Annotated in this window: 17 protein-coding genes; 6 read left to right on the forward strand and 11 right to left on the reverse strand. The window is 62.7% G+C overall.

What is annotated here, in order from left to right; translation table 11 throughout:
- Nucleotides 1-792 carry a cytochrome c oxidase subunit II gene (locus MF606_RS08990; RefSeq protein ID WP_240233455.1) on the reverse strand — a complete coding sequence of 264 codons (792 nt, stop codon included), beginning with the start codon at nucleotides 790-792 and terminating at the stop codon, nucleotides 1-3.
- Between the two features lie 405 nt (nucleotides 793-1,197).
- Between MF606_RS08990 and MF606_RS08995 the strand changes: the two genes are divergently transcribed.
- On the forward strand, nucleotides 1,198-1,590 hold the full coding sequence (locus MF606_RS08995; RefSeq protein ID WP_240233456.1) for a GFA family protein: 393 nt from the start codon (nucleotides 1,198-1,200) through the stop codon (nucleotides 1,588-1,590).
- Between the two features lie 88 nt (nucleotides 1,591-1,678).
- Nucleotides 1,679-2,500 carry a C40 family peptidase gene (locus tag MF606_RS09000; RefSeq protein WP_240233457.1) on the forward strand — a complete coding sequence of 274 codons (822 nt, stop codon included), beginning with the start codon at nucleotides 1,679-1,681 and terminating at the stop codon, nucleotides 2,498-2,500.
- Between the two features lie 12 nt (nucleotides 2,501-2,512).
- Here the strand turns inward: MF606_RS09000 and MF606_RS09005 are convergent, their stop codons facing one another.
- The 7 genes from MF606_RS09005 to MF606_RS09035 all read right to left on the reverse strand — a co-directional run bounded on the left by MF606_RS09005 (nucleotide 2,513) and on the right by MF606_RS09035 (nucleotide 9,380).
- The gene (locus MF606_RS09005) at nucleotides 2,513-3,412 is read right to left on the reverse strand and encodes an ABC transporter ATP-binding protein (protein WP_240233458.1); all 900 of its coding nucleotides are present in this window, start codon (nucleotides 3,410-3,412) and stop codon (nucleotides 2,513-2,515) included.
- Entirely contained in the window at nucleotides 3,409-4,221 is an 813-nt protein-coding gene (locus tag MF606_RS09010; RefSeq protein WP_240233459.1) for an ABC transporter ATP-binding protein, read from the reverse strand. The genes MF606_RS09005 and MF606_RS09010 overlap by 4 nt, the downstream gene beginning before the upstream one ends.
- A complete protein-coding gene (locus MF606_RS09015; RefSeq protein ID WP_240233460.1) occupies nucleotides 4,218-5,105 on the reverse strand; it encodes an ABC transporter permease in 888 nt (295 codons plus the stop codon). The genes MF606_RS09010 and MF606_RS09015 overlap by 4 nt, the downstream gene beginning before the upstream one ends.
- Before the next feature lie 3 nt (nucleotides 5,106-5,108).
- On the reverse strand, nucleotides 5,109-6,086 hold the full coding sequence (locus tag MF606_RS09020; RefSeq protein ID WP_240233461.1) for an ABC transporter permease: 978 nt from the start codon (nucleotides 6,084-6,086) through the stop codon (nucleotides 5,109-5,111).
- A gap of 86 nt (nucleotides 6,087-6,172) precedes the next feature.
- The gene (locus MF606_RS09025) at nucleotides 6,173-7,798 is read right to left on the reverse strand and encodes an ABC transporter substrate-binding protein (protein ID WP_420842259.1); all 1,626 of its coding nucleotides are present in this window, start codon (nucleotides 7,796-7,798) and stop codon (nucleotides 6,173-6,175) included.
- A gap of 65 nt (nucleotides 7,799-7,863) precedes the next feature.
- Nucleotides 7,864-8,889: a beta-N-acetylhexosaminidase gene (gene nagZ / locus MF606_RS09030; protein WP_240233462.1), complete on the reverse strand. Its 1,026-nt coding sequence runs from the start codon at nucleotides 8,887-8,889 to the stop codon at nucleotides 7,864-7,866.
- Nucleotides 8,889-9,380: a GNAT family N-acetyltransferase gene (locus MF606_RS09035; RefSeq protein ID WP_240233816.1), complete on the reverse strand. Its 492-nt coding sequence runs from the start codon at nucleotides 9,378-9,380 to the stop codon at nucleotides 8,889-8,891. Before MF606_RS09035 ends, nagZ begins: the two co-directional genes overlap by 1 nt.
- A gap of 324 nt (nucleotides 9,381-9,704) precedes the next feature.
- Here MF606_RS09035 and MF606_RS09040 point away from each other — a divergent pair, with 324 nt between their 5' ends.
- A complete protein-coding gene (locus MF606_RS09040) occupies nucleotides 9,705-12,209 on the forward strand; it encodes a PIG-L family deacetylase (RefSeq protein ID WP_240233463.1) in 2,505 nt (834 codons plus the stop codon).
- Between the two features lie 212 nt (nucleotides 12,210-12,421).
- On the opposite strand, the gene MF606_RS09045 is transcribed toward MF606_RS09040, so the two are convergent.
- Genes MF606_RS09045 through MF606_RS09055 form a run of 3 tightly spaced genes read right to left on the reverse strand, consistent with a single transcriptional unit; the run spans nucleotide 12,422 to nucleotide 16,881 of the window.
- The gene (locus tag MF606_RS09045) at nucleotides 12,422-13,276 is read right to left on the reverse strand and encodes a DMT family transporter (protein WP_275693139.1); all 855 of its coding nucleotides are present in this window, start codon (nucleotides 13,274-13,276) and stop codon (nucleotides 12,422-12,424) included.
- A 1-nt stretch (nucleotide 13,277) separates the two neighbouring features.
- A complete protein-coding gene (locus MF606_RS09050; RefSeq protein WP_240233465.1) occupies nucleotides 13,278-15,632 on the reverse strand; it encodes a PIG-L family deacetylase in 2,355 nt (784 codons plus the stop codon).
- Between the two features lie 25 nt (nucleotides 15,633-15,657).
- Nucleotides 15,658-16,881, reverse strand: a complete 1,224-nt coding sequence (locus MF606_RS09055; RefSeq protein ID WP_240233466.1) for an ROK family protein — start codon at nucleotides 16,879-16,881, stop codon at nucleotides 15,658-15,660.
- A gap of 176 nt (nucleotides 16,882-17,057) precedes the next feature.
- Between MF606_RS09055 and MF606_RS09060 the strand changes: the two genes are divergently transcribed.
- From MF606_RS09060 to MF606_RS09070, 3 genes are all read left to right on the forward strand, one after another.
- Complete coding sequence (locus MF606_RS09060; protein ID WP_240233817.1) at nucleotides 17,058-18,293, forward strand: extracellular solute-binding protein; 1,236 nt, start codon at nucleotides 17,058-17,060, stop codon at nucleotides 18,291-18,293.
- 71 nt (nucleotides 18,294-18,364) lie between these two features.
- Entirely contained in the window at nucleotides 18,365-19,297 is a 933-nt protein-coding gene (locus tag MF606_RS09065) for a carbohydrate ABC transporter permease (RefSeq protein WP_240233467.1), read from the forward strand.
- Nucleotides 19,294-20,142 carry a carbohydrate ABC transporter permease gene (locus tag MF606_RS09070; RefSeq protein ID WP_240233468.1) on the forward strand — a complete coding sequence of 283 codons (849 nt, stop codon included), beginning with the start codon at nucleotides 19,294-19,296 and terminating at the stop codon, nucleotides 20,140-20,142. Before MF606_RS09065 ends, MF606_RS09070 begins: the two co-directional genes overlap by 4 nt.
- The last annotated feature ends 2 nt before the right edge of the window (nucleotides 20,143-20,144 follow it).

Here is a 20,144-nt window from a genome sequence, read left to right on the forward strand (position 1 = left end):
TCAGGACGAAAGGCCGGCAAACGTCACCTGCGACGTCAGCCATTCCTGATATTCCTCGTCGGTGACAACGGTCACGACGCCGCGCATATAGGAATGCCCGACCCCGCATAGTTCCGCGCAAAGGATTTCGTAGGTTCCGGTCTGGGTCGGCGTCACCCAGAAATAGGTGACCGAGCCCGGGATCATGTCCATCTTCGCCCGGAATTCCGGGACATAGAAGTCGTGCAGCACATCGATCGAGCGCAGCAGGAAACGGACCGGGCGATCGACGGGAATGATGAGCTCGCCACCCTCGATCAGCACATCGTCCTGACCATTGGGATCGTCTGGGCTCACGCCCAGGGTGTTCTCGAAGTTCACAAGGCGGTTGTCGGCAGCACCGAGCTTGCCATCGGCGCCCGGCAGCCGGAAGCTCCACAGCCATTGCTGGCCGATTACCTCCACATCCGTCGCTTCTTCGGGGACCTCGACGAACTGGGCCCAGACGAACAGCCCGGGCGTCAGCATCGCGATGACGCCGCCCGCGGTGAGGGCGGTCAGCCACCCCTCAAGCCGCTTGTTCTCCGGTTCATAGGCAGCCTTGCGGCCCGGCTTATGGCGGAATCGGAACAGGCAGTAGGCGACAAACAGCAGCACCGCTGAAAATACCAGGCTGGTGATCCAGAAGGTAAGCACGGTAGTGTCGTCGATATAGCCCCAATTCGATGCCAGCGGCGAGAACCACCACGGGCTGACGAAATGAAACACGATGGATCCAACGACAATCAGGACCAACATGACAGCAACGACCATCGCGCTCTCACCTCCCATCCGGTAGGGGAGCTTGAGGCGCTGGGACCAGCCCGATCAGGTGATGTCCCAGCCGGCCCTTGCGGCCGTCATGCCGTAGTAGGGTCGTTCGCACGGCCACGCTCCTCGCATCACCCCTTTGGTGACTCAGTGCAGGAACAGACTCGACGCAAGACAATGAGCGGCAAGATTTTTCGGCACACTCCGCTCAGGCGGAGGCTGTCATTGACCGGTGAGAAAGTCAACTTCTCGTGTAGAGGCCGTTGTGTCGTCGAGTTGAGGGCGCAGGTTCGCCGTAATGGCAGTACCGACGCGAAGCAAGAGAGTGAATGATGTCATCAAGTGTGCTGTGCACTGCGTCGGCCAAGCTGTAATCTCCCAGCCGTTGCTGGTTTTGGGAGGTACGGCATGGAGCAAGTCACTGGCGGATGCCTTTGCGGCGATGTGCGTGTCGTGGCAACCGGACGCCCATACCGCGTCGGGATTTGTCACTGCCTGGACTGCCGCAAGCATCATGGCGCACTCTTCTACGCCGCAGCCATCTTCCCGCAGGACGCGGTGGAGATAACGGGCGAGACGCATAATTACCAAGGCCGTCACTTCTGCCCCCGCTGCGGCTCGTCGGTCTTTGCCCGCAGCGACGACGAGGTCGAGGTGCATCTGGGCTCGCTCGATGCGCCCGACCAGTTCACGCCGCGTTACGAAGGCTGGACTGTGCGACGAGAGGGCTGGTTGCCGGAATTTCCGGGGATGACGCGCTTCGAGCGGGCGCGCAACGGCTCGGGACGGCACGAAGATTAGCACGCGCCTGGCGGCCTGCCGTTGGGTGACAGAGTCCGGCTGATGGGCTAGCGTCGCTGCATGTGCAGCACCATTCCGAAGGCCTATCTTGTTTGACCCGCGGCTTACCCTGATACGCGACGGCCTTGCAGCCCGGTCCCTGGAGGGGATTATCCCCGCGGATCGCTATCAGGACACTTGGCCCCGCCAGACGGTGGTCGCTTCCACCGCGGTGCGCCGAGAACCCTCGTCGAGCGGCGAACAGCTGGATCAACTGCTGTTTGGTGAGCGCTTCGAGGTGCTGGACGAGGCCGATGGATGGGCCTTCGGTCAGGCCGTGCGCGACGGGTATGTCGGCTATGTTGACGCCGCCGCGTTGGGTGGCTCGCCGACGACGCCGACCCATACGGTTCGCGCGCTCCGCACCTATGCGTTCAGCACGCCCAGCATCAAGGCACCGCCGACCGGGCTTTATTCTATGAACGCCCTGGTCGCCGCCGAGGGGCAGGAAGGGCGCTTTGTGAAGACGGCCGGCGGCTGGTTTGTCGAGGAGCATCTTGCTCCGATCGGGCAGGCTGAACCGGATTATGTGGCGGTTGCCGAGCGGTTCGTCGGCACGCCGTATCAATGGGGCGGGCGCGAGAGTCTGGGGCTCGATTGTTCTGGGTTGGTGCAGCAGGCGCTCTATGCCAGCGGCCGGACCTGTCCGCGCGATAGTGACCAGCAGGCCGCGATGGGAGAACCGGTCGAGACTCTGCGACGCGGCGACCTGGTATTTTGGCGCGGTCACGTGGCGATGATGACCAGCGAGACCGACATCATCCACGCCAATGCCTACTACATGGCCGTAGTCGTCGAGCCGCTTGCGGAGGCCGTCGCGCGCACGATCAGCCGGGGCGGCGGCGAACCCACGGCCTTTCGCCGCATCTGATTGCGCCGTTGACTACGCCGGCATCGGGCGGATGAAGTGGTTCTTTCCAACCTCGCGCGTTTCAGGCTGACCGATCGCGGACTGGCGACGGATCACGTCGATGCGGCTGAGTTCATCGTTGAATCGCGTATCCGTGAAGGGCCGGTCTGGGTCGGGAACCGCCGACAGCAGCAGGCGCGTGTACGGGTGCTGCGGATTGCCGAGCACGCTGTCCGTCTCGCCCCATTCGACGATCTGCCCGGCATACATGACCATGATGTCCTCGGCCACATAGCGGGCGGTGGCGATATCGTGAGTGATGTAGAGCACGGCCAGCTTGAGCTGGCGCTTCATGTCGTTCAGCAGGTTGAGGATGCCCAGGCGCACCGAGACATCGAGCATGGAAGTCGGTTCGTCGGCGATGATGACCTCTGGATTGACTGCCAGGGCGCGCGCAATGCTGATGCGTTGGCGCTGTCCGCCGGACAGTTCATGAGGATATTTCGGGACGATCAAGACAGGGTCGAGGTTTACCCGCGTGAGCAGTTCGCCGATAGCCGCCCGCCGCTCCGCCCCGCTGAGCGCGGGTTGATGCAGTCGCAGCGGCCGCTCCAGGTGATAGCGGATGGTATGGGCTGGATTGAGCGACGAAAACGGGTCCTGAAACACCATCTGGACCGCGCGTCGATAGTCTCTCAAACTGCCCTCGACCGGTGAGCCGCGGAACAGCAGGCGACCCTCGTCGGGTTGGTATTCGCGCATGATCAGGCGGGCGGCCGTGGTTTTGCCTGAGCCGGATTCTCCGACCAGCGCCAGGGTGCGGCCGGGATGGAGGGCAAACGACACCGAGCGCGCCGCATAGACCCGCGCCTCGGCACGACCGAAGAATTTCGAGACATTGTCGAGGGCGATGACGGGTGCGCTCTCGCTCATCGCACGCCCTCCTGCGCGATCTGCTGGCCGGTGAGGCGCGGCATCGAGGCCCAGAGTTTTCGCGTATAGTCGTGCCGTGGCGAGCGGTAGATCTCCTTGGCGGCGTTGACCTCGACCAGTTCGCCCTCAAGCATGATGCCGATGCGGTCGCTGACCTGGACCATCAGCGCCAGGTCGTGGGTGATGAACAGCACCGAGAAACCCAGCGTCTGGCGCAACTTGTGGATACGCTGCAGAATTTCGCGCTGCACCACGACGTCCAGTGCCGTGGTCGGCTCATCCATGATGATGAGCTTGGGACTGAGCGCCAGGCAAATGGCGATGACGATGCGCTGGCGCATGCCGCCCGATAGCTGATGCGGGTAGGCCGACAGGCGGTCGGTCGGAATGTCCACCAGTCCTAGCAGTTCGGCAGCGCGTTCTCTCGCCGCCGATCGCGACATGCCGGTATGGGTGTTGAGCACGTCGTAGAACTGGTCTTCGATGGTCAGCACCGGATTGAGCGAATTCATCGCGCTCTGGAACACCATGGCCACTTCGCGCCAGCGGAAGCTGCGGAGTTCGGCATCGTCGAGCTCAAGCACATCGCGCCCGTCGAGCAGGATTTTGCTGCCTGAACGGATCAGCGCCGGCGGGCGATGCAGGCGGCTGATCGCAAAGGCGATGGTGCTCTTGCCACAGCCCGATTCCCCGGCCAGGCCGAAGAACTCGCCCGGGGCGATATCGAAGCTCACGTTCTTGACCGCGTGGAACGTGGTTCGTGCGCCGACATAGTCGATGGAGAGATTGCTGACCGAGAGAACGTTCACAGCTTGCCCTCCCCAGCGCGGACCAGGCCAACCCAGCGACCGAGCATGCCGCCGGTGCGCAGCCGCGGATTGGCGACCTCGTCGATGGCGAAGTTGATCAGGGCGAGACCGAGGCCCAACAAAGCCAGTGCGAAGCAGGGCGATAGCAGATCCCACCAGGCGCCGACCGACAGCGCCGACGCGTTCTGCGCATTGTAGAGCATGATGCCCCAGGAGACCGTATTGGGGTCGCCCAAGCCGAGGAATTCGAGCGTGGCCTCGGTGATGACGGCAAAGATCACGCTGCCGATGAAATTGATGCCGACAATGGAAATGAGGTTCGGGAAAATCTCGAAAGCCATGATCCGCCAACTTGGCTCGCCCAGCATCTCCGCCGATTTGACATAGTCACGCTGGCGGATTGATAGCGTCTCCGAGCGGGTGACGCGCACGCCCCATGCCCAGGACGTCAGACCCAGGATCACCGCAATGATCAGCGGGCTTGCCTGACCCACGAAGGCCGCGATCACCAGCAGCAGCGGCAGGTTGGGAATGACGAGCACCAGGTTGGTGAAGAAGTTGATGACTTCGTCGATCACGCCGCCCTTGTAGCCGGCAATGATGCCCAGAACCGTACCGATCAGCGTGATCATCAATCCTGCGCCAAAGCCGACTGCGAGCGAGATGCGCGCGCCGTGGATCAGGCGGGTGAAGACGTCATGGCCGAGGCGCGTGGTGCCAAGCCAGTGCTCTGGTGACGGCGGCTGATGCGGACGACCGACCCGTTGAGTGGGACTGTGCTCGCTCAGGAACGGCGCGAAGATGGCGACAAGAATGATGAGGGCCAGGATGATCACGCCCACCAGGGCCTTCTTGTTCTGCAGAAATTGAGAGAAGAGCTGCATCGGTCAGGCCTTCTTCAGGCGCGGATCGAGCAGCACATAGCTCAGATCGACGACAAAGTTGGACACGAGCATGGCCGCGGTCATGATCAGCAACTGCCCCTGGATGACCGGGTAGTCGCGGGCGAGGATGGCCTGGTAAAGCGTATTGCCGAGGCCCGGATAGTTGAACACGACCTCGGTCACTAGCGAGCCACCCAGTATCGTGCCGATGGAAATGGCCAGGCTCGACACCGTGGGCAGCAGGGCATTGCGGGCTGCGTACCAGAGCATGACGCGGTTTTCGCTGAGCCCCTTGGCGCGGCCCATGACGATATAGTCTTCGCCCAGCAGGTTGATCATGTTGTTGCGCATGGTCACCGCGAAGCCGCCGGTGAGCACGATGACCATGGTGAACATGGGGAGCGCGCCATGATGAAGCACGCTCGAAATGTAGCCCCAGCTAAAGGCCGGATCGAGCATGGGATCGGCGGCGTAGCCGTTGGGAAACCAGCCCAGGCTGTAGCCGAAGACGAACAGCATGGTCAGCGAGATGACCACGGCCGGAACCGAACTGGAAAAGATCGCGAGCAGCGATACCACTGCATCGAAGACGGTGCCGCGGCGCCAGGCCGCCATCACGCCGACCAGCGTGCCCAGGGTGAAACTGACTATCGTGGCGCTGCCGACGAGGCCGATGGTCCAGATCAGCGCCCGCGCCAGCAATTCAGTGACCGGCAGCGGGAAATACTTGACCGAGCGCCCGAGATCGCCGGTGAAAACGCTCTGCATGTAGGTGAGATATTGCTGGCCCATCGGTGCGTCGACGAAGCCAAAAGTCAGCTTGAGGGCGTTGAGATTTTCCATCGTCAGGTTGGAGCCTGCGCCGGAAAACATGATCTGGATCGGATCGCCCGGCATGAGCCGTGGCAGGAAGAAATTGATGGTCGCCGCAGCGACGAATGCCGCCAGGTAAAACACCAGTCGCCGGAGCAGAAAGGCCATTGGATACGTGTTCCTCCGAGGTCGGCATCCGGTTGCCGAGGGGTGAGGGCGCGCCGGGGCGCGTCCTCACGTGAGTTCAGTCGGGCCTATTGGGCAACCGGTTCCAGCGCCAGCAACTGGATCAGGCGACCCGGATTGGCATTGGAAACCACCGGCGAGGTGATGGGGTTGTCGGCATTGGCCCAGCCAGTAAAGCGCTTCGTGCTGTACTGATAGAACGAGGGGCTATTGTAGACCGGGATCACCGGCATGGCCTCCGCCACCTTGAGCTGGATTGCATCCATGATCGACTTCTGTTCGGCCGGGTCCTTCACCTGAGTGTATTTGTTGAGCATCTCAACCACTTCAGGATCGGTCCAGCGCTGTGCCGAGGTCCGGCTCTTGCCGAAATCCGCCGGATTGAACGAGCGAATGTAAGGGAAGTAGGGGTTAGCCGCCGATCCGATCGCGTTAAGCGACATCGAGTACTTGGCGTCGATCAGGTCGGATGCCCACACCGATTCCTCCGGCGTGCTCATCTTGACGTTGAGTCCGGCTTCCTTGAGGGTTTCCATGGCGATCTGCACCGCATCGATCCAGTCGGTCCAGCCGTTGGGGATCTCGATGTCGATGGCGATCGGTGTCCCGTCCGGATTATCGCGGAAGCCATCGCCGTCCGCATCGACATAGCCCGAGCTATCGAGCAGGGCAGTGCCGGCTTCGAGGTCGAACTTGCCGTATTGGCCGAACTGGGTTGCCACTTCCGGGTTACCGAAGGCCTTGTAGAACTCGCCCAGCATAGACGGGTCCTCGTTGATGACAGGGTAGCCATAGCCGGCAATGTCGATGATGGACTGTCGGTCGATCAGCATGCTGACCGCACGGCGGAAGTTCACGTCGGTGAAGGCCTTCTTGTTGTTCTCATCGGGCGCTTCGAAATTCAGCGTGAACGCAACGAGGCTCGAGGGCAGGAACCAGTACTTGTTGTGTTCGGGATCCTTGGCCACGAAAGTATTGTCGATATCGGGGACGAAGCTGGTCGCCCAGTCCAACGTCCCATCGGCCAGCGCTGCCAGAACCTGTGGGTTATCGGCAAGCTGCGGCAGGCGGATGCAATCGACCTTGAGGCTATCCGCGTCCCAATAGTTGGGGTTGCGGCATTGCTCGTAGACCTGTGGCGTAAAGCGGGTGATCTCGGTCAGCGGCCCCGAGCCGACGGGGGTTTCGTTGGCGAACGCCACCGGATCGGCAATGTCCTTCCAGACATGCTCGGGCACGATCGGCATGGCAACGATAGTGGTCGCGATCAAGGAGTTGGGCGTGATGAGGTTGAAGCGGACGGTCCTGTCGTCGACCTTTTCCACCGACTCCATCAGGGCCGACACCGAGTTGAAATCGAGGGCAGGGAACTTCTTGAGGAAGTCGTAGGTGAACACCACGTCGTCGACGGTGATGGGCTCGCCATCAGACCATTTGAGCCCGTCGCGGAGCGTGAAACTGATCGACTTGAGGTCGTCCGCCAGCTCGAAGCTCTCGGCTAGGCGGTATTCCCACTTGTTGCCCGCCAAGCGGTTGAAGATCGCCAGCGGCTCGTAGATGAAGTCCTTGGTCGTGGCGCGGGCAGAGGTCTGGTTGAACGGATTGAAGTTGCGAACCCAGGTCGTGGTCTGCTCGGAGCTGACGGTCAGTACCGCCTGGGCGCTGGCCGGCGCGGTGGCCATTGCCAGAGCCATGGCGGAAGCCGCCAGGATCACATTATTCTTCAGCACTACTTTTCTCCTCTGCATCTGAGCATCGCTCAGGCGATGCCATTCTCCTTGAAGATCTGCTCGACTTCGGCGTGTAGGGCGGCAACATCGCTGCGCGTGGCACCGCGTTTGGCTTGGGCGCGGGCAATCCGCGCGAGACTTTGCTCGCTGAGCGGACGCGCTGCTCCTGCCGCAGCCTGGCTGGCTGCCAGATCGCCCTGGCTATGGAGCGCAATATCGTAGCCCGCGTCGAGCGCCGCGGTAACGCGCTCGGCCCAACTGCCCTTGAGCGCGTCCATGGTGAGACAATCGGTGATGATCACGCCATCATAACCGATGTTACGGCGGATGAGATCGCAGACGACAGGGGAAACCGACGCGGCGCGCTCGGGGTCGATCCGTGTGAAGACGAGATGGGCCACCATGGCCCATGGCGCGTCCCTAAGGGCGACGAATGGACGGAAGTCGGTGTCGCGCAAGTCCTCAGGCGCAGCATCGACAACGGGAAGGTCGAAATGCGGATCGACGGTGACCCGCCCATAGCCCGGAATGTGTTTGATGACCGGCAGTTCTCCAGCTTCCAGCATGGCCGCGACGACTTCCCGTGCCATGGTGATGACCAGGTCCGGGTCATCACCGAAGGACCGTTGGCCGATCACGTCATGCGTGCCCTTGCGGGCAAGGTCGAGGACCGGCGTCGTGCCGCTGTCGATGGTCAGTTCGGCCATCAACGTCGCCATCGCCTGGCTCGATAGCCGCATGGCGCGCTTGCCCAGCTCCAGGTCTTTGCGCGCCAGCGCGCCGAATTCGCCCAGGCTGCGAAAGCTCGGCCAATTGCCATTGTTGAGACGCTGGACTCGTCCGCCTTCCTGATCAATGAAGACGGGCGCATCGGGGCGGCCCACGGCCTCACGGAACTGGGCGCAGAGGTGTCGCACCTGCTCGCTATTGTCCAGATTGCGCCGGAACAGGAACAGCCCGAACGGATTGGCCTCGCGGAAGAAGGCAATCTCGTCGGCCGAGAGCTCCAAGCCCGGCATACCGACGAATAGCGCAAGTGGCGTTGACGACGGCATTACTGGCCCGCCTGAGAACTGGGTGGGACGCGCAGCAGCCCCTGATAGATGTCTTCCTTGTCCGCCTGGATAGGCATGGCCCCTGCTGCCTTGACGTAAAATTCCACCGGGCCGGCCGAACCGATGATCGCATAGGCGTAGCCCTGCGCCTTCATCGCGGTCAGCGTGCGATAGAACAGTGCCAGGCCGATCTTGCGGCCACGCTGGTCTTCGGCGACCCCAGTCGGTCCGAAAAAGCCCCGCGCCGTGGCGTCGTAGCAGGCGAAGCCGACGAGCTGGCCGTCCACGACAGCAACGAGGCAGCCGGGCGGCTGGTGCGACATCGCGACCGTCACCTCGCTGACCCAATACTCGCTGAAATTCTTCCGCACCCACGCCTGGATGATGTGCAGTTCTGGCGGGAGAGCAACGCGAATCGTTGCCTCGACAGTCTCGACCTGCGCCGCCAGCGCGGCCATCCGCTGAGAGTAGAGGTTTACCAGGCAATCCATAGACTCAACGATACGCGAGCCAATGCGAAGGGTCCACGCACTTTCGACCATATCCAGCGCTCGCAAAGACCCCTTCCTATTGAGTGATCACGATTTTGCTGAACGATCACTTTTGGCGCCTGGATGCGCGACGCTTCATCGCAACCTTCGCTGCAAGTTCCGGCGGGGCAAATTTTGGGCGATCTGCACATCACGACGATATGCGTATTTTTCCTGATTAACACACTTGAGTTAAGTTATTCGGCCTCTCATAGTTCGTCGTGAAGCTGTCACATGGCCGAGCCGGATAGGGTGGGTCCTGGGCAGTCTAGGAGAGGAAATTTCATGACTCGTCTTACTCGACGCACCTTTATTGCATCCGTTCCGCCACTGCTGGCGGCGACGCAGATTCCCGCTTGGGCTGCGCCCGCATCGGACCTGGATTTGATCGCCGCACAGAAGGGCGAGCCGGCTATCGTCAAACTCTATCGTCAGTTGGAGCGCCTGACTTCGACCGTGACGCTGATGACGACGGGCGCGCATCCGGACGACGAGCCCAGCGGCATGCTGGCGGCCCTGCGCCATGTCTACGGCATTTGTCCCGTGCTCTATTGCATCACGCGCGGTGAAGGCGGCCAGAACGCCATCGGGCCGGAACGCGGTTCGGTGCTGGGCGTGCTGCGTACCCGCGAAATCACTGAGGCGTCGCGCTCCCTCGATGCATCGCTGGCCTTTGGTAGCCAGGGCCACCACGACAACATGCACGACTTCGGTTTCTCCAAGGACCCCAACCAGACGATCGACCGCTGGGGCCGTGACCGCGTGATCGAGCGCATGACCTGGGCCGTACGTCAGTACCGGCCTGACGTGATCATGAACTGCTTCCTCGACGTGGGCGGGCAGCATGGTCACCATCGTGCCGCGAACGTGGCGACCTTCATCGTTGCCGGCATTTCCGGCAATGCCGAAGAATTCCCGGACCAGATCGCTGGCGGACTGAAGACCTGGACCGTGCCCAAGATCTACCAGCCGGCATGGGGTGGTGGTGGCGGCGTCTATGACGACGAAACTCCGCCCCCGCCGACGACGCTGGTGGTGCGTGCACCCGAGCGCGATCCGATTTCCGGCGCGACCTTCCCACAGATGGGCGAATGGTCCCGTTCCTGCCACCTGACGCAGGGCATGGGCCGCTGGCAGCCCGATCCGCAGACGGAATGGCCGATCAACCTGTCCTGGGCCGCCAATGGCGAAGCCGGCAAGGCCGAAGACGACATCCGCGATGGTCTCATTGCCACGGTCGGCCACATTGCCGAACTCGACGGCATGCCTGCGGCTGCGGCCGATGCGCTGCGCAATGCGCAGGGGCTGATCGATGAAGCCCTCGCCGACTATGGCGATCCGGTCGAAGTGTTGAGCCGACTGGTCGAAATCGGCAAGGCTGTTTCGGAAGCCCGCTCGACCCTGCCGGCTGAGCTGGAAGACCAGGTGGCTCACCGCCTCGATCGCAAGATCAAGGAAGTAGACCTGGCGCTGGCGACTGCGGCTGGTATGCGCGTGCGTGCCTTTACCGATGGTGCTGATCTGCGTCCTGGCGAAGACATCATCGTCAAGGCGCTGGTCGATGCGCCCGATAGCATTACCGTGGACTCTGTCGAGGTGATCGCCCGCGCTGGCATCACCGGCGAAACGGCCGAAGATGGCGTCAAGGTAAGCGTGGCCGATGATGCAGCGCTGACCAACCCGCTGACCGAGCAGTTCGACCCGCTCGGCGGCAATGGCGATGCCTTTGTGCGTCTGACGGCGACGATTGCGGGCCACAAGGCCGTGCTCGACGTGGACCTCGAGGACGCACTGCGCGTGTTGCCGGAAGCCTCGCTCGAACTGAAGCCGGATGCGGTGGTGTTCAATACTGAGAGCGAAATCTCGCCGGTGGCGTTTACCGCCGTGGTTTCGGGCGGCACGACGGCTGACCTCGACTTCAACCTGCCCGAAGGCTGGTTGATGGCCGCCAAGGGCGAAACGGGCGCCGAAGCAGGCGAGTTCGACCTGACGCCGCCGGCTGAGCTCGGCACGGAACGCATCACCATTGCGCCCAAGCTTCTCGGCAAAGAGGCCTACGCCATCAACGTCTTCACTTATCCCCATATCGGGCGATCAGTGGTGCCGACTGAGGTGGCGGTACCGGTGCAGTCGGTCGGTGCGATCATTCCGGAAGGCAAGATCGGCTATATCGGTGGTGGCAACGACAACGTCGCCACATGGCTCAAGCGCCTGGGTGTTGCGCTCACCGAGCTGACGCCGGGCGATATGGAAGCGGGTGCCTATCGCGATCTCGATACCCTGGTCGTAGGCATCTTCTCCTTCGGTCGCCGGCCTGATCTCGTGGCCGCGCTGCCGGGCGTGCATGAATGGGTCAAGAAGGGCGGCCATCTCGTGACGCTCTACCACCGTCCGTCGGACGGCTGGGACCCGGAGACCGTGCCGCTGGCCTTCCTCAAGATCGGCTCGCCTTCGATCCGCTATCGCGTGACTGATGCCAAATCGGCGGTGAACGTGCTCGCGCCCGACCACCCGCTACTCAACTACCCCAACACCATTTCTGAGGATGATTGGGCAAATTGGGACAAGGAGCGTGGGCTCTACTTCGCGTCCGAATGGGACGAGGCCTATGTGCCCCTGCTGGCCATGAGCGATGCCGGGGAAGAGCCGCTGACCGGTTCGCTGCTCTCGGCGCAAATCGGCGAGGGCCGGCACACCCACACTAGCCTCGTGCTGCATCATCAGCTCGACAAGCTGACGCCTGGTGCCTTCCGCATCATGGCTAACCTGATCCAGCCCGCGAAACGCTAGGCCCGAGACCATCCGGCTCGCGCGACCTCCCAGCGCGAGCCGTCACCGCCCCTCGTTGCGGTGGCTACGCCCCCGGCCATTCCCAGGCCGGGGGTTTTGCTTTTTTGGGGTACGCAGATTTCCAATGTGTCGTCACCACAGGGCTTGTCCCGGTGGTCCACGCGGGGGCGCGAAGGACTGCCGGGACAGGCCCCGCGCAATGGCGATGGTCGCTAGCGCTTCGGTCGGTCGAGACGGGTGGTGAGGAGAAGGGCGCCGATGATGATAGCGGTGCCGATGATCGTCGTCGGAGCGGGTATTTCGCCAAAGGCCAGGAAACCGGCGAGGCTGGCGAGAACGATGGAAAGATAGCCAATCGGCGCGAGGAGATTGGCCGGGGTCGATTGATACGCTCTGAGGAAGCAGTATTGGCCAATCTGGGCGAGAACGCCGATGGCGAGGAGCAGGGGCCAGTCGGAAGCCGCGACCGGCTGCCAGGAGAAGGCGGCGGGAAGGGCCGTGAAGATGGTGAGGCCGACTGTGTAAAAGACCATCAGGACGGTGGTGTTTTCTTTTGCCAGGGCGCGGGTCTGGACCGTGGCGAGCGAGCCGAAGAGAACCGAGCCGAGGGCGGCGAGGATGCCCATGTTCCACGAAATCTCGCCGGGTGCGACCATGACGAGGACGCCGAGAAAACCGACGGCGGCGCCGATCCAGCGCCAGGGGCCGGAGCGTTCACCGAGGAGAATGGTGGCAAGCGCCAGGACGACCAGCGGGCGCATGAAGCCGATAGCATTGGCGAGGGCCAAAGGCAGGGCGGTGAGCGCAGCGAAATTGGTGTTGAGGGCCAGGGTGTTGCAGAGCACTCGGAAGGTGTGGCCGCCCCATTGCTTGGTTTCCCGCAGCGCCCGGCGGTGGCGCCAGGCGAGGGGGAGGACGCTGACGAGGCCGATCAGCGAGCGGATGAAGACCATCTGCACGGCGGGATAACTGGCTCCGCCGAGCTTGACCAACACCGTCATCAGGGTGACGAGCACCATATCGCCCGCGAGCCAGGCGTACCCGGCTCGCGATGAGGTGGCCGGCATTTCAGGCCGATTGCAGCAGGTTGGCCATCAGGCGGAAGGCGCCGGGGGCCAGCTTGTCGAGCTGATGGTGCAGTACGAGACTGGTATGCGTATGTCGGCCCTTGCCGATACGGCCCGACAATAGCGAGCCGTTGAGCGGCGCTTCGCCTGCATCGCTCATCGCGAGCAGGGGCTCGTAGGCCTGATCCCACGCCGATGCAAAGTAGAGCCCCCGTTCCTTGTCCCAGGCCGCGAAGTCGTCCGCCGTGATCCGGTTCGGGCCGGCAAACAGCGGGTGGTCGGGCCGGAGGAAAGTCACGGGAGCCCCGGGATTGGTGACACGCCAGCGCAGCGACGGGCTGCCAATGGTGATCGGGCGGGGCGGGGTACTCGTTGGCGTCCAGCCATCGCCGGGGCGGTGATAGAGCGTCACCAGATGGCCGCCAGTCTCGACCCAGGCGTGCAGCTTGCGCGTCGCGGCCGCCAGGTCGGGACGGGTGCCGAAGGCAAAAATGCCGACCACGATCGTATCGAAGCCCGACAGGTCGCCCGAAAGTGCCGCCGCGTCCAGCTCGGTAACCTTGGCACCCATGCGCTCGAGCCACAGCCCGACTCTATCCGAGCCGCCGCCGATATAACCGACACGGGCGTCGGGAACGACGAGATCGAGTGCCAGAAGGCTAAGAGCGAGCGGACGAATGAACCGCGTGCGGCCGATATGGCGGTAGGCGATCGGGTCGGCAGCATAGGCGTTCGCGCCATCGACCTGTACGGGCAGGGTGTATTTGCCAGGAAGCAGCCCGGCATTTGGAGTGAGTGTCAGGGCGCCATCCGTCTGCTCGATCGCCAGGCCCGCGGCTGGGCCGACCGCGATCCGGCCTAGGTCAATATCGGCTTTTACCGTAACGGTCCGGCTACCGGTTGCGGACAGTGGCAGGATGATAGCGTCGGGGCTGATCGTGACCTGATAGGGCGGCGCCAGTTGCAGGTCTTCCTCGGTGTCGAGAAGGAACCGAATCGTTTCATCGTCAATAGTGGCTTCGACAAGTAACGACAGATCGCCATTTCCGCCGAGGCTCTGCCAATCATCGCGGTAAGCGTTTCTGATCGGCGCGCCGACACGGGTGGTGAGCGGAATCGTGGTGCGATCCTCAGTCAGCCGGAGGGTGTCGGCGGCGTCGAGAATCTCGGCATTGATTATCGGAGTGATGCTCAGGTTGTCCGCCGGGCCACGCTCGGCTTCGACGATCAGGTCGATCGTGCCACCGGGGGCAACAGTGGCCGCAGAGATGGATGCCAGAACCTCAATGCCCCCGGCCTGGGCGATGGCAACGTCGATTTCGGCCAGTTTGCGAGTCAGACGGTGCCCGTGCAGATCGCGCGCGTCCGCGCCCATTTCGTGCGCGGCGGCGCGAATAGAGCGCCGCGCTCCGCTCAACGCCCTACGGATGGCATCGCTATCGGGGAAAGCCGCCAGAGCCTCGGCAATCGCGACATCGGCCGCAGCGAGGTGTGCCGATGGACCGAGGTCGGCGAGGCCAGCGGGCAGGCCGTCGCCGATGCTGGCTTCGTCAGAGCCTCCGACATGATGCAATGCCCAACGGCTCTGCGCAGGGTCACGCCAATGGCCCATATTCTGGCTGGCGTGGAAGGTACGGGAAGTCTCCCCCAGTCGATCATAGGACATGCCAGTGGCGATATCGAAACCCGCCGCCTCGACATAGGTGGTCGCGGGCGGTGGCGGAACTTCGTCGTCATAGGTGTCGCCGCCGCCGGACCAGGCCGGCAGATAGAATTTGGCGACGCGCCACGGTGCTAAGCCATCGGTGACGTAAAGGGGATCCGCGGCCAGGTTCAGGGCCCGCTCGGCTGCCTGTGTCATGGCACGGTGGTGACCATGCTGACCGGGCACATCGAGGAAGGTCGGAATGACGATATCGGGCCGGAACTGCCGGTAGGCGCGAACAAGGCGGTCAATCGTCCGCGCCTCGTCCCAACGCGCCAGCGTGTCGGGGCCGGACTTGGAGAAGCCGAAATCATGCACCGAATCATCCGGACCATAGCCGAGCCAGGCGATATCGGCGTCGAGCGTACGCGCCGCTTCCTCCATCTCGCGCGAGCGCAACACGCCCAGCGCACCGCCGCGTTCTGGCCCCAGAGTGTTCTGCCCGCCTTCGCCGCGCGTTGAGCATGCGACGACGACCCTCATGCCCATCTGATGGCGCATAACGGCCAGCATGCCGCTTTGTTCGTCGTCGGGATGCGCCCCCGCATTCATTACCGTGACGGTGGAGCGCAGTCGGCTCAAGGCACGATAGAGGCTAACGAGTCGGGGCTGGGCTGCGCGGCGGCGCAGGCGTTCGCGATCGGTAAGCATGGCAAGGTCCAGCAGTTTGAACGCGTCAGGCGACGGGGTCGGAGACGCTGAGATGGGGAGAAACGGTATCGAGCAGCGGCAGGGCAGCGGCGCCGAGAGCGGCAGTCAATTGCCCGGTCTGCCCGCGGATGACGCGCGGCAGCGGGCGCTTGTCGCGCGTCGCCACCGAAACCGGCAGCGGATCGAGCGCCGCGATAACCGCCTCGAGGACCGAGTCGGGAAGGCCACCGCCGAAGATCACCGTCTCTGGATCGAAGATGTTTTCGAGCATGGCGACGGTGGGTGCGAGATAGTCGGCAGCCATGATGATCCAGTCGCGCAAGGTAGGATCGGCCGCGTCGTGCAGCTTCTTAATGTCCTCCACAGTCGCGACGTACGTGCCGGCCAGGGCCAGCCGTTCGCGCAGGGCGAAAACGGAGACGAAGCGTTCCAATGCGCCGGCCGGTCCGTGGCTGACCCTACCAGCGCGCGGCACGAGGCCGACATGGCCGATTTCGCCGGCATTGCCGAAGGCGCCGCGCATCGGTCGCCCATCCTGGATGACGCCAAGGCCGAGGCCGACGCCAAAATAGAGGTAGCAGAAACTGCCGAGCTGCCGTCCGGCGCCATAAAGGCGTTCGCCCACCACCGCGGCGGTGGCGTCGTTCTCGACCACCACATGCTGCCCGGTGGCCTTAGCGAACAAGGCGGCGGCATCGACGCCGGTCCAGCCGGGCAGGGTGGCCGGACCCACCGAACTCATGCCCTCGATCTCGAACGGACCAGGCATCACCACGCCGATCCCCAAGAGCTTGGTGCGATCCGCGCCGAGCGAAGCCTCCAGCTTGCGGACTTCGGCGGCAACCTTGCCGGGTACCGAGTCAGGCCCGGTTTCGCCGAGCGGCTGGATTGACTGGGCCCGTACGCCGCCTGAAAGGTCGAGCAGGGCCGTGACCATGTGATCGGCGGCAATTTCGACGCCGGCGGTCAACGGGCCATTCGGGTTGACGGCGAACTGGATCGGCGGCTGGCCGCGCCCAGAGCGCAAGCGCCCCAGCTCGATGAGCAGTCCCTCTTCAAGCAGCTCATCGACGATGTTGGCCACAGCCTGGGGCGTCAGCTGGGCGCGGCGTGCGATCTCGGTGCGCCCCAGATGCTCGTGCATGCGGATGACTTCCAGCACCACGCGACGATTGTGGGCACGGTTGCGCTCGGGGTTGGACCCGATGGTAACACGCTGGCGAAGGTCCTTGTTGGTACGACCGTTCAATCCTGATCTCCCCTTTGCGCCAAAACTAGCCGGTGAACAAAATAACTCAAGTAGATTATTTTATTGACAACGATCCGTCACATGTTCGACGTTAGCACCCAGTGAGGCGCCTTTTCGCCTTCACCACAAGGAGAGGAGCTGTCGGGGATCGACGCTCCAACGGAGGACTACGAATGATGCGCAAGGCAATTTTCGCCGGGCTTGCAGCCGGCGTCAGCGTGATGGCTGTCAACGCCGCCCAGGCAGTCGAGATCGAATACTGGCAGTATGTTTTTGATAGCCGTGTCCAGGCAATGGACCAGCTGATCGCCAAGTTCCAGGAAGCCAATCCGGACATTACGGTCAAGCACACGACTTTCCCCTATGCGGACTATCAGACCCGCGTCGTCGCCGCGAAAGTGGCTGGGCAGGGTCCCGATGTCGTGCAGCTGTTCTACGGCTGGACCGACCAGTTTGTGAATGGCGGGCTGATCAAGCCGCTCGATCCGGCTGTGTTCCCGCATGCGGAAATCGAGTCCGACTTCTTCCCCATCGTCTCGGCGATGAAGCGCGGCGAAGACTATTATGGCCTGCCGACCGCCGTGCGTTCGCTGGCTCTGTTCTACAACAAGGCCCTGTTCGACGAAGCCGGCCTGCAGCCGCCGACCAACCTCGAGGAATTCCTCGCGGCCGCTGAAGCCACCACCAAGCGTGACGGCGCCGGCAACATCACCACCGCCGGCATCACCATGGACATGGCGGGCCAGGACCATCACTGGTGGCGCGAAGTTCTGATCCGTCAGAATGGCGGCGAGCCCTACGATGCCGAAGGCAATGTGGCCTATGACAGCGAAGCCGGTGCGGCCGCGCTGAAGTTTTATACCGACCTGCAGACCGAGAAGAACGTCGGCCTCGTCGGCTTCATGGACGAAGGCCAGGCGGCCTTCCGTGCCGGCATGGCGGCAATGACCATCGACGGCACCTTCCGTCTCGGCGCCTTCGAAGCCAACCCCTTCGAGTGGGGCGTGGTTGAACTGCCGGCCGATGCCAATGGCCTGCGCTCGAACTATTCGAGCTATTTCGCCAATGCCATCGGCGCAACTGCCGAGGGTGAAGAACTCGTCGCAGCCCAGAAGTTCCTCCAGTACATCTCCTCGCCCGAAGCGATGCAGATCTGGCTGGACGTTGTGGGTGAACTCCCCGCCCGCCGCGACGTGGCTCTGACCGAGACCAACCTGGCCGACCCGATCCTTGGGCCGTTTCTCAAGGGCCTTGAATACGCCCACACGACCAAGTTCTACGACGAGGCCGCCCAGCGCCAGACCGCGATCGACATGGTCAATCGCGTGTTGCTGGAAAACCAGCCGATCGAAGACTCGCTGAAGCAGGCCGCTGAAGCCGAGCAGGCGATTATCGACCAGGGTCGCCAGTAACATCTGGTTGGACTGAAATGCGGCCGGCAGCGAACCCTCGCTGCCGGCCGTCTTGAACGCGGGGGTGAGCCATGGCGTCGGTGAACGCAATTCCACAATCGGGCCGGGTCCGCCTCTGGAACCGCCTGAATATCGGCACGAAGCGTGTCATCTGGGCCTGGGCCTTTCTCGCCCTGCCAATCATTTTCTATGCAGCCATCCGCTTCTATCCGACCTTCCAGGCATTCTGGTTGTCGCTGACCAATTGGGATCTGCTGCGACCGGCCCAGTTCATCGGTTTTGCGAACTATCAGAAGATGTTCGCCGATCCCACGTTCTGGAAGGTCTTCAACAACACCTTCCTCTATCTCATCATCGGCACGCCGCTCAGCCTGGCGATCTCCTTCGTCATCGCCTACTATCTCGATCGCGTTAAGCTGATGCACGGCTTCATCCGTGCGCTGTATTTCCTGCCGTTCCTGACCACGGCCGCCGCCATGGGCTGGGTCTGGCGCTGGTTCTATCAGCCCGTTCCGATCGGCGTCATCAACGGCTTTCTCGGCACGATAGGCATCGCCCAGCAGCCCTTCCTGCGCTCGGTCGATCAGGCACTGTTTTCCATCCTGATCCCGGCGATCTGGGCGGGTCTGGGCTTCCAGATCATCATCTTCATGGCCGGCCTGCGCGCTATTCCGAACACGTTCTACGAAGCCGCCCGCATCGACGGGCTGGGTGAGTGGGCCATCCTGCGCAAGATCACCATTCCGCTGCTCAAGCCCACAACCGTCTTCCTGGTCGTGTTCTCATCTATCGGCTTCCTCCGCATTTTCGATCAGGTCTACAACATGACCTCGAACGATCCCGGCGGGCCGCTCAATTCGACCAAGCCCCTCGTGCTCATGATCTATCAGACTGCGTTCTCGTCCTACCAGATGGGCTACGCCGCCGCGCAGACCGTGGTGCTCTTCACCATCCTGCTCATTGTGTCCCTGCTGCAGCTCTATGTGTTGAGGGAAAAGAAATGACTTCGACCACCGAGCTGGCGGCCAATCGCCGCGATATCCGCCCCGGCCGCATCATCACCTGGACCCTGCTGCTGATCGGCGGGCTGATCATGATCACGCCGCTGCTCTACATGTTTTCGACCTCGCTCAAGACCTCCGGGCAGGTCTATGACCTGCGCCTGATCCCGGCTGCGCCGACCTTCGACAACTACATCAAGGTTCTGGGCGATGGCCGCTTCATGCAGTGGTTCTTCAACTCGACCTTCATCGCGCTGACGGTGACGCTCTCCAACGTATTCTTCGACAGCCTCGTAGGTTACACGCTGGCCAAGTTCGAGTTCCGCGGCCGCTATTTCATCTTCCTTGCCATTCTCTCGACCCTGATGATCCCCACCGAAATGCTGGTCATCCCGTGGTATCTGATGTCGAGCCAGCTCGGCTGGATCAATTCCTACTGGGGCATCATGTTCCCCGGCATGATGACGGCCTTCGGCACTTTCCTGATGAAGCAGTTCTTCGAAGGCGTCCCGAACGACTTTCTGGAAGCCGCACGCGTCGATGGACTCAACGAGTTCACGATCTGGTGGAAGATCGCCATGCCCATGGTCGTGCCGGCCATCTCGGCCCTCGCCATCTTCACCTTCCTGGGGAATTGGACAGCCTTCTTCTGGCCGCTGATCGTCACGACCTCCAAGGAGCTCTATACGCTGCCCGTCGGCATATCGAGCTTCTCGGCGGAATCTTCCATCCAATGGGAGCTGATCATGACCGGGGCCGCCATCGGCACCATTCCCACGCTTCTCGTTTTCCTGGCCCTGCAGCGCTTCATCGTGCGCGGCGTGATGCTGGCCGGCCTCAAGGGATAGTC

Origin of the sequence: Devosia lacusdianchii (assembly GCF_022429625.1) — a bacterium.
GTDB classification, from domain to species: Bacteria; Pseudomonadota; Alphaproteobacteria; order Rhizobiales; family Devosiaceae; genus Devosia; species Devosia lacusdianchii.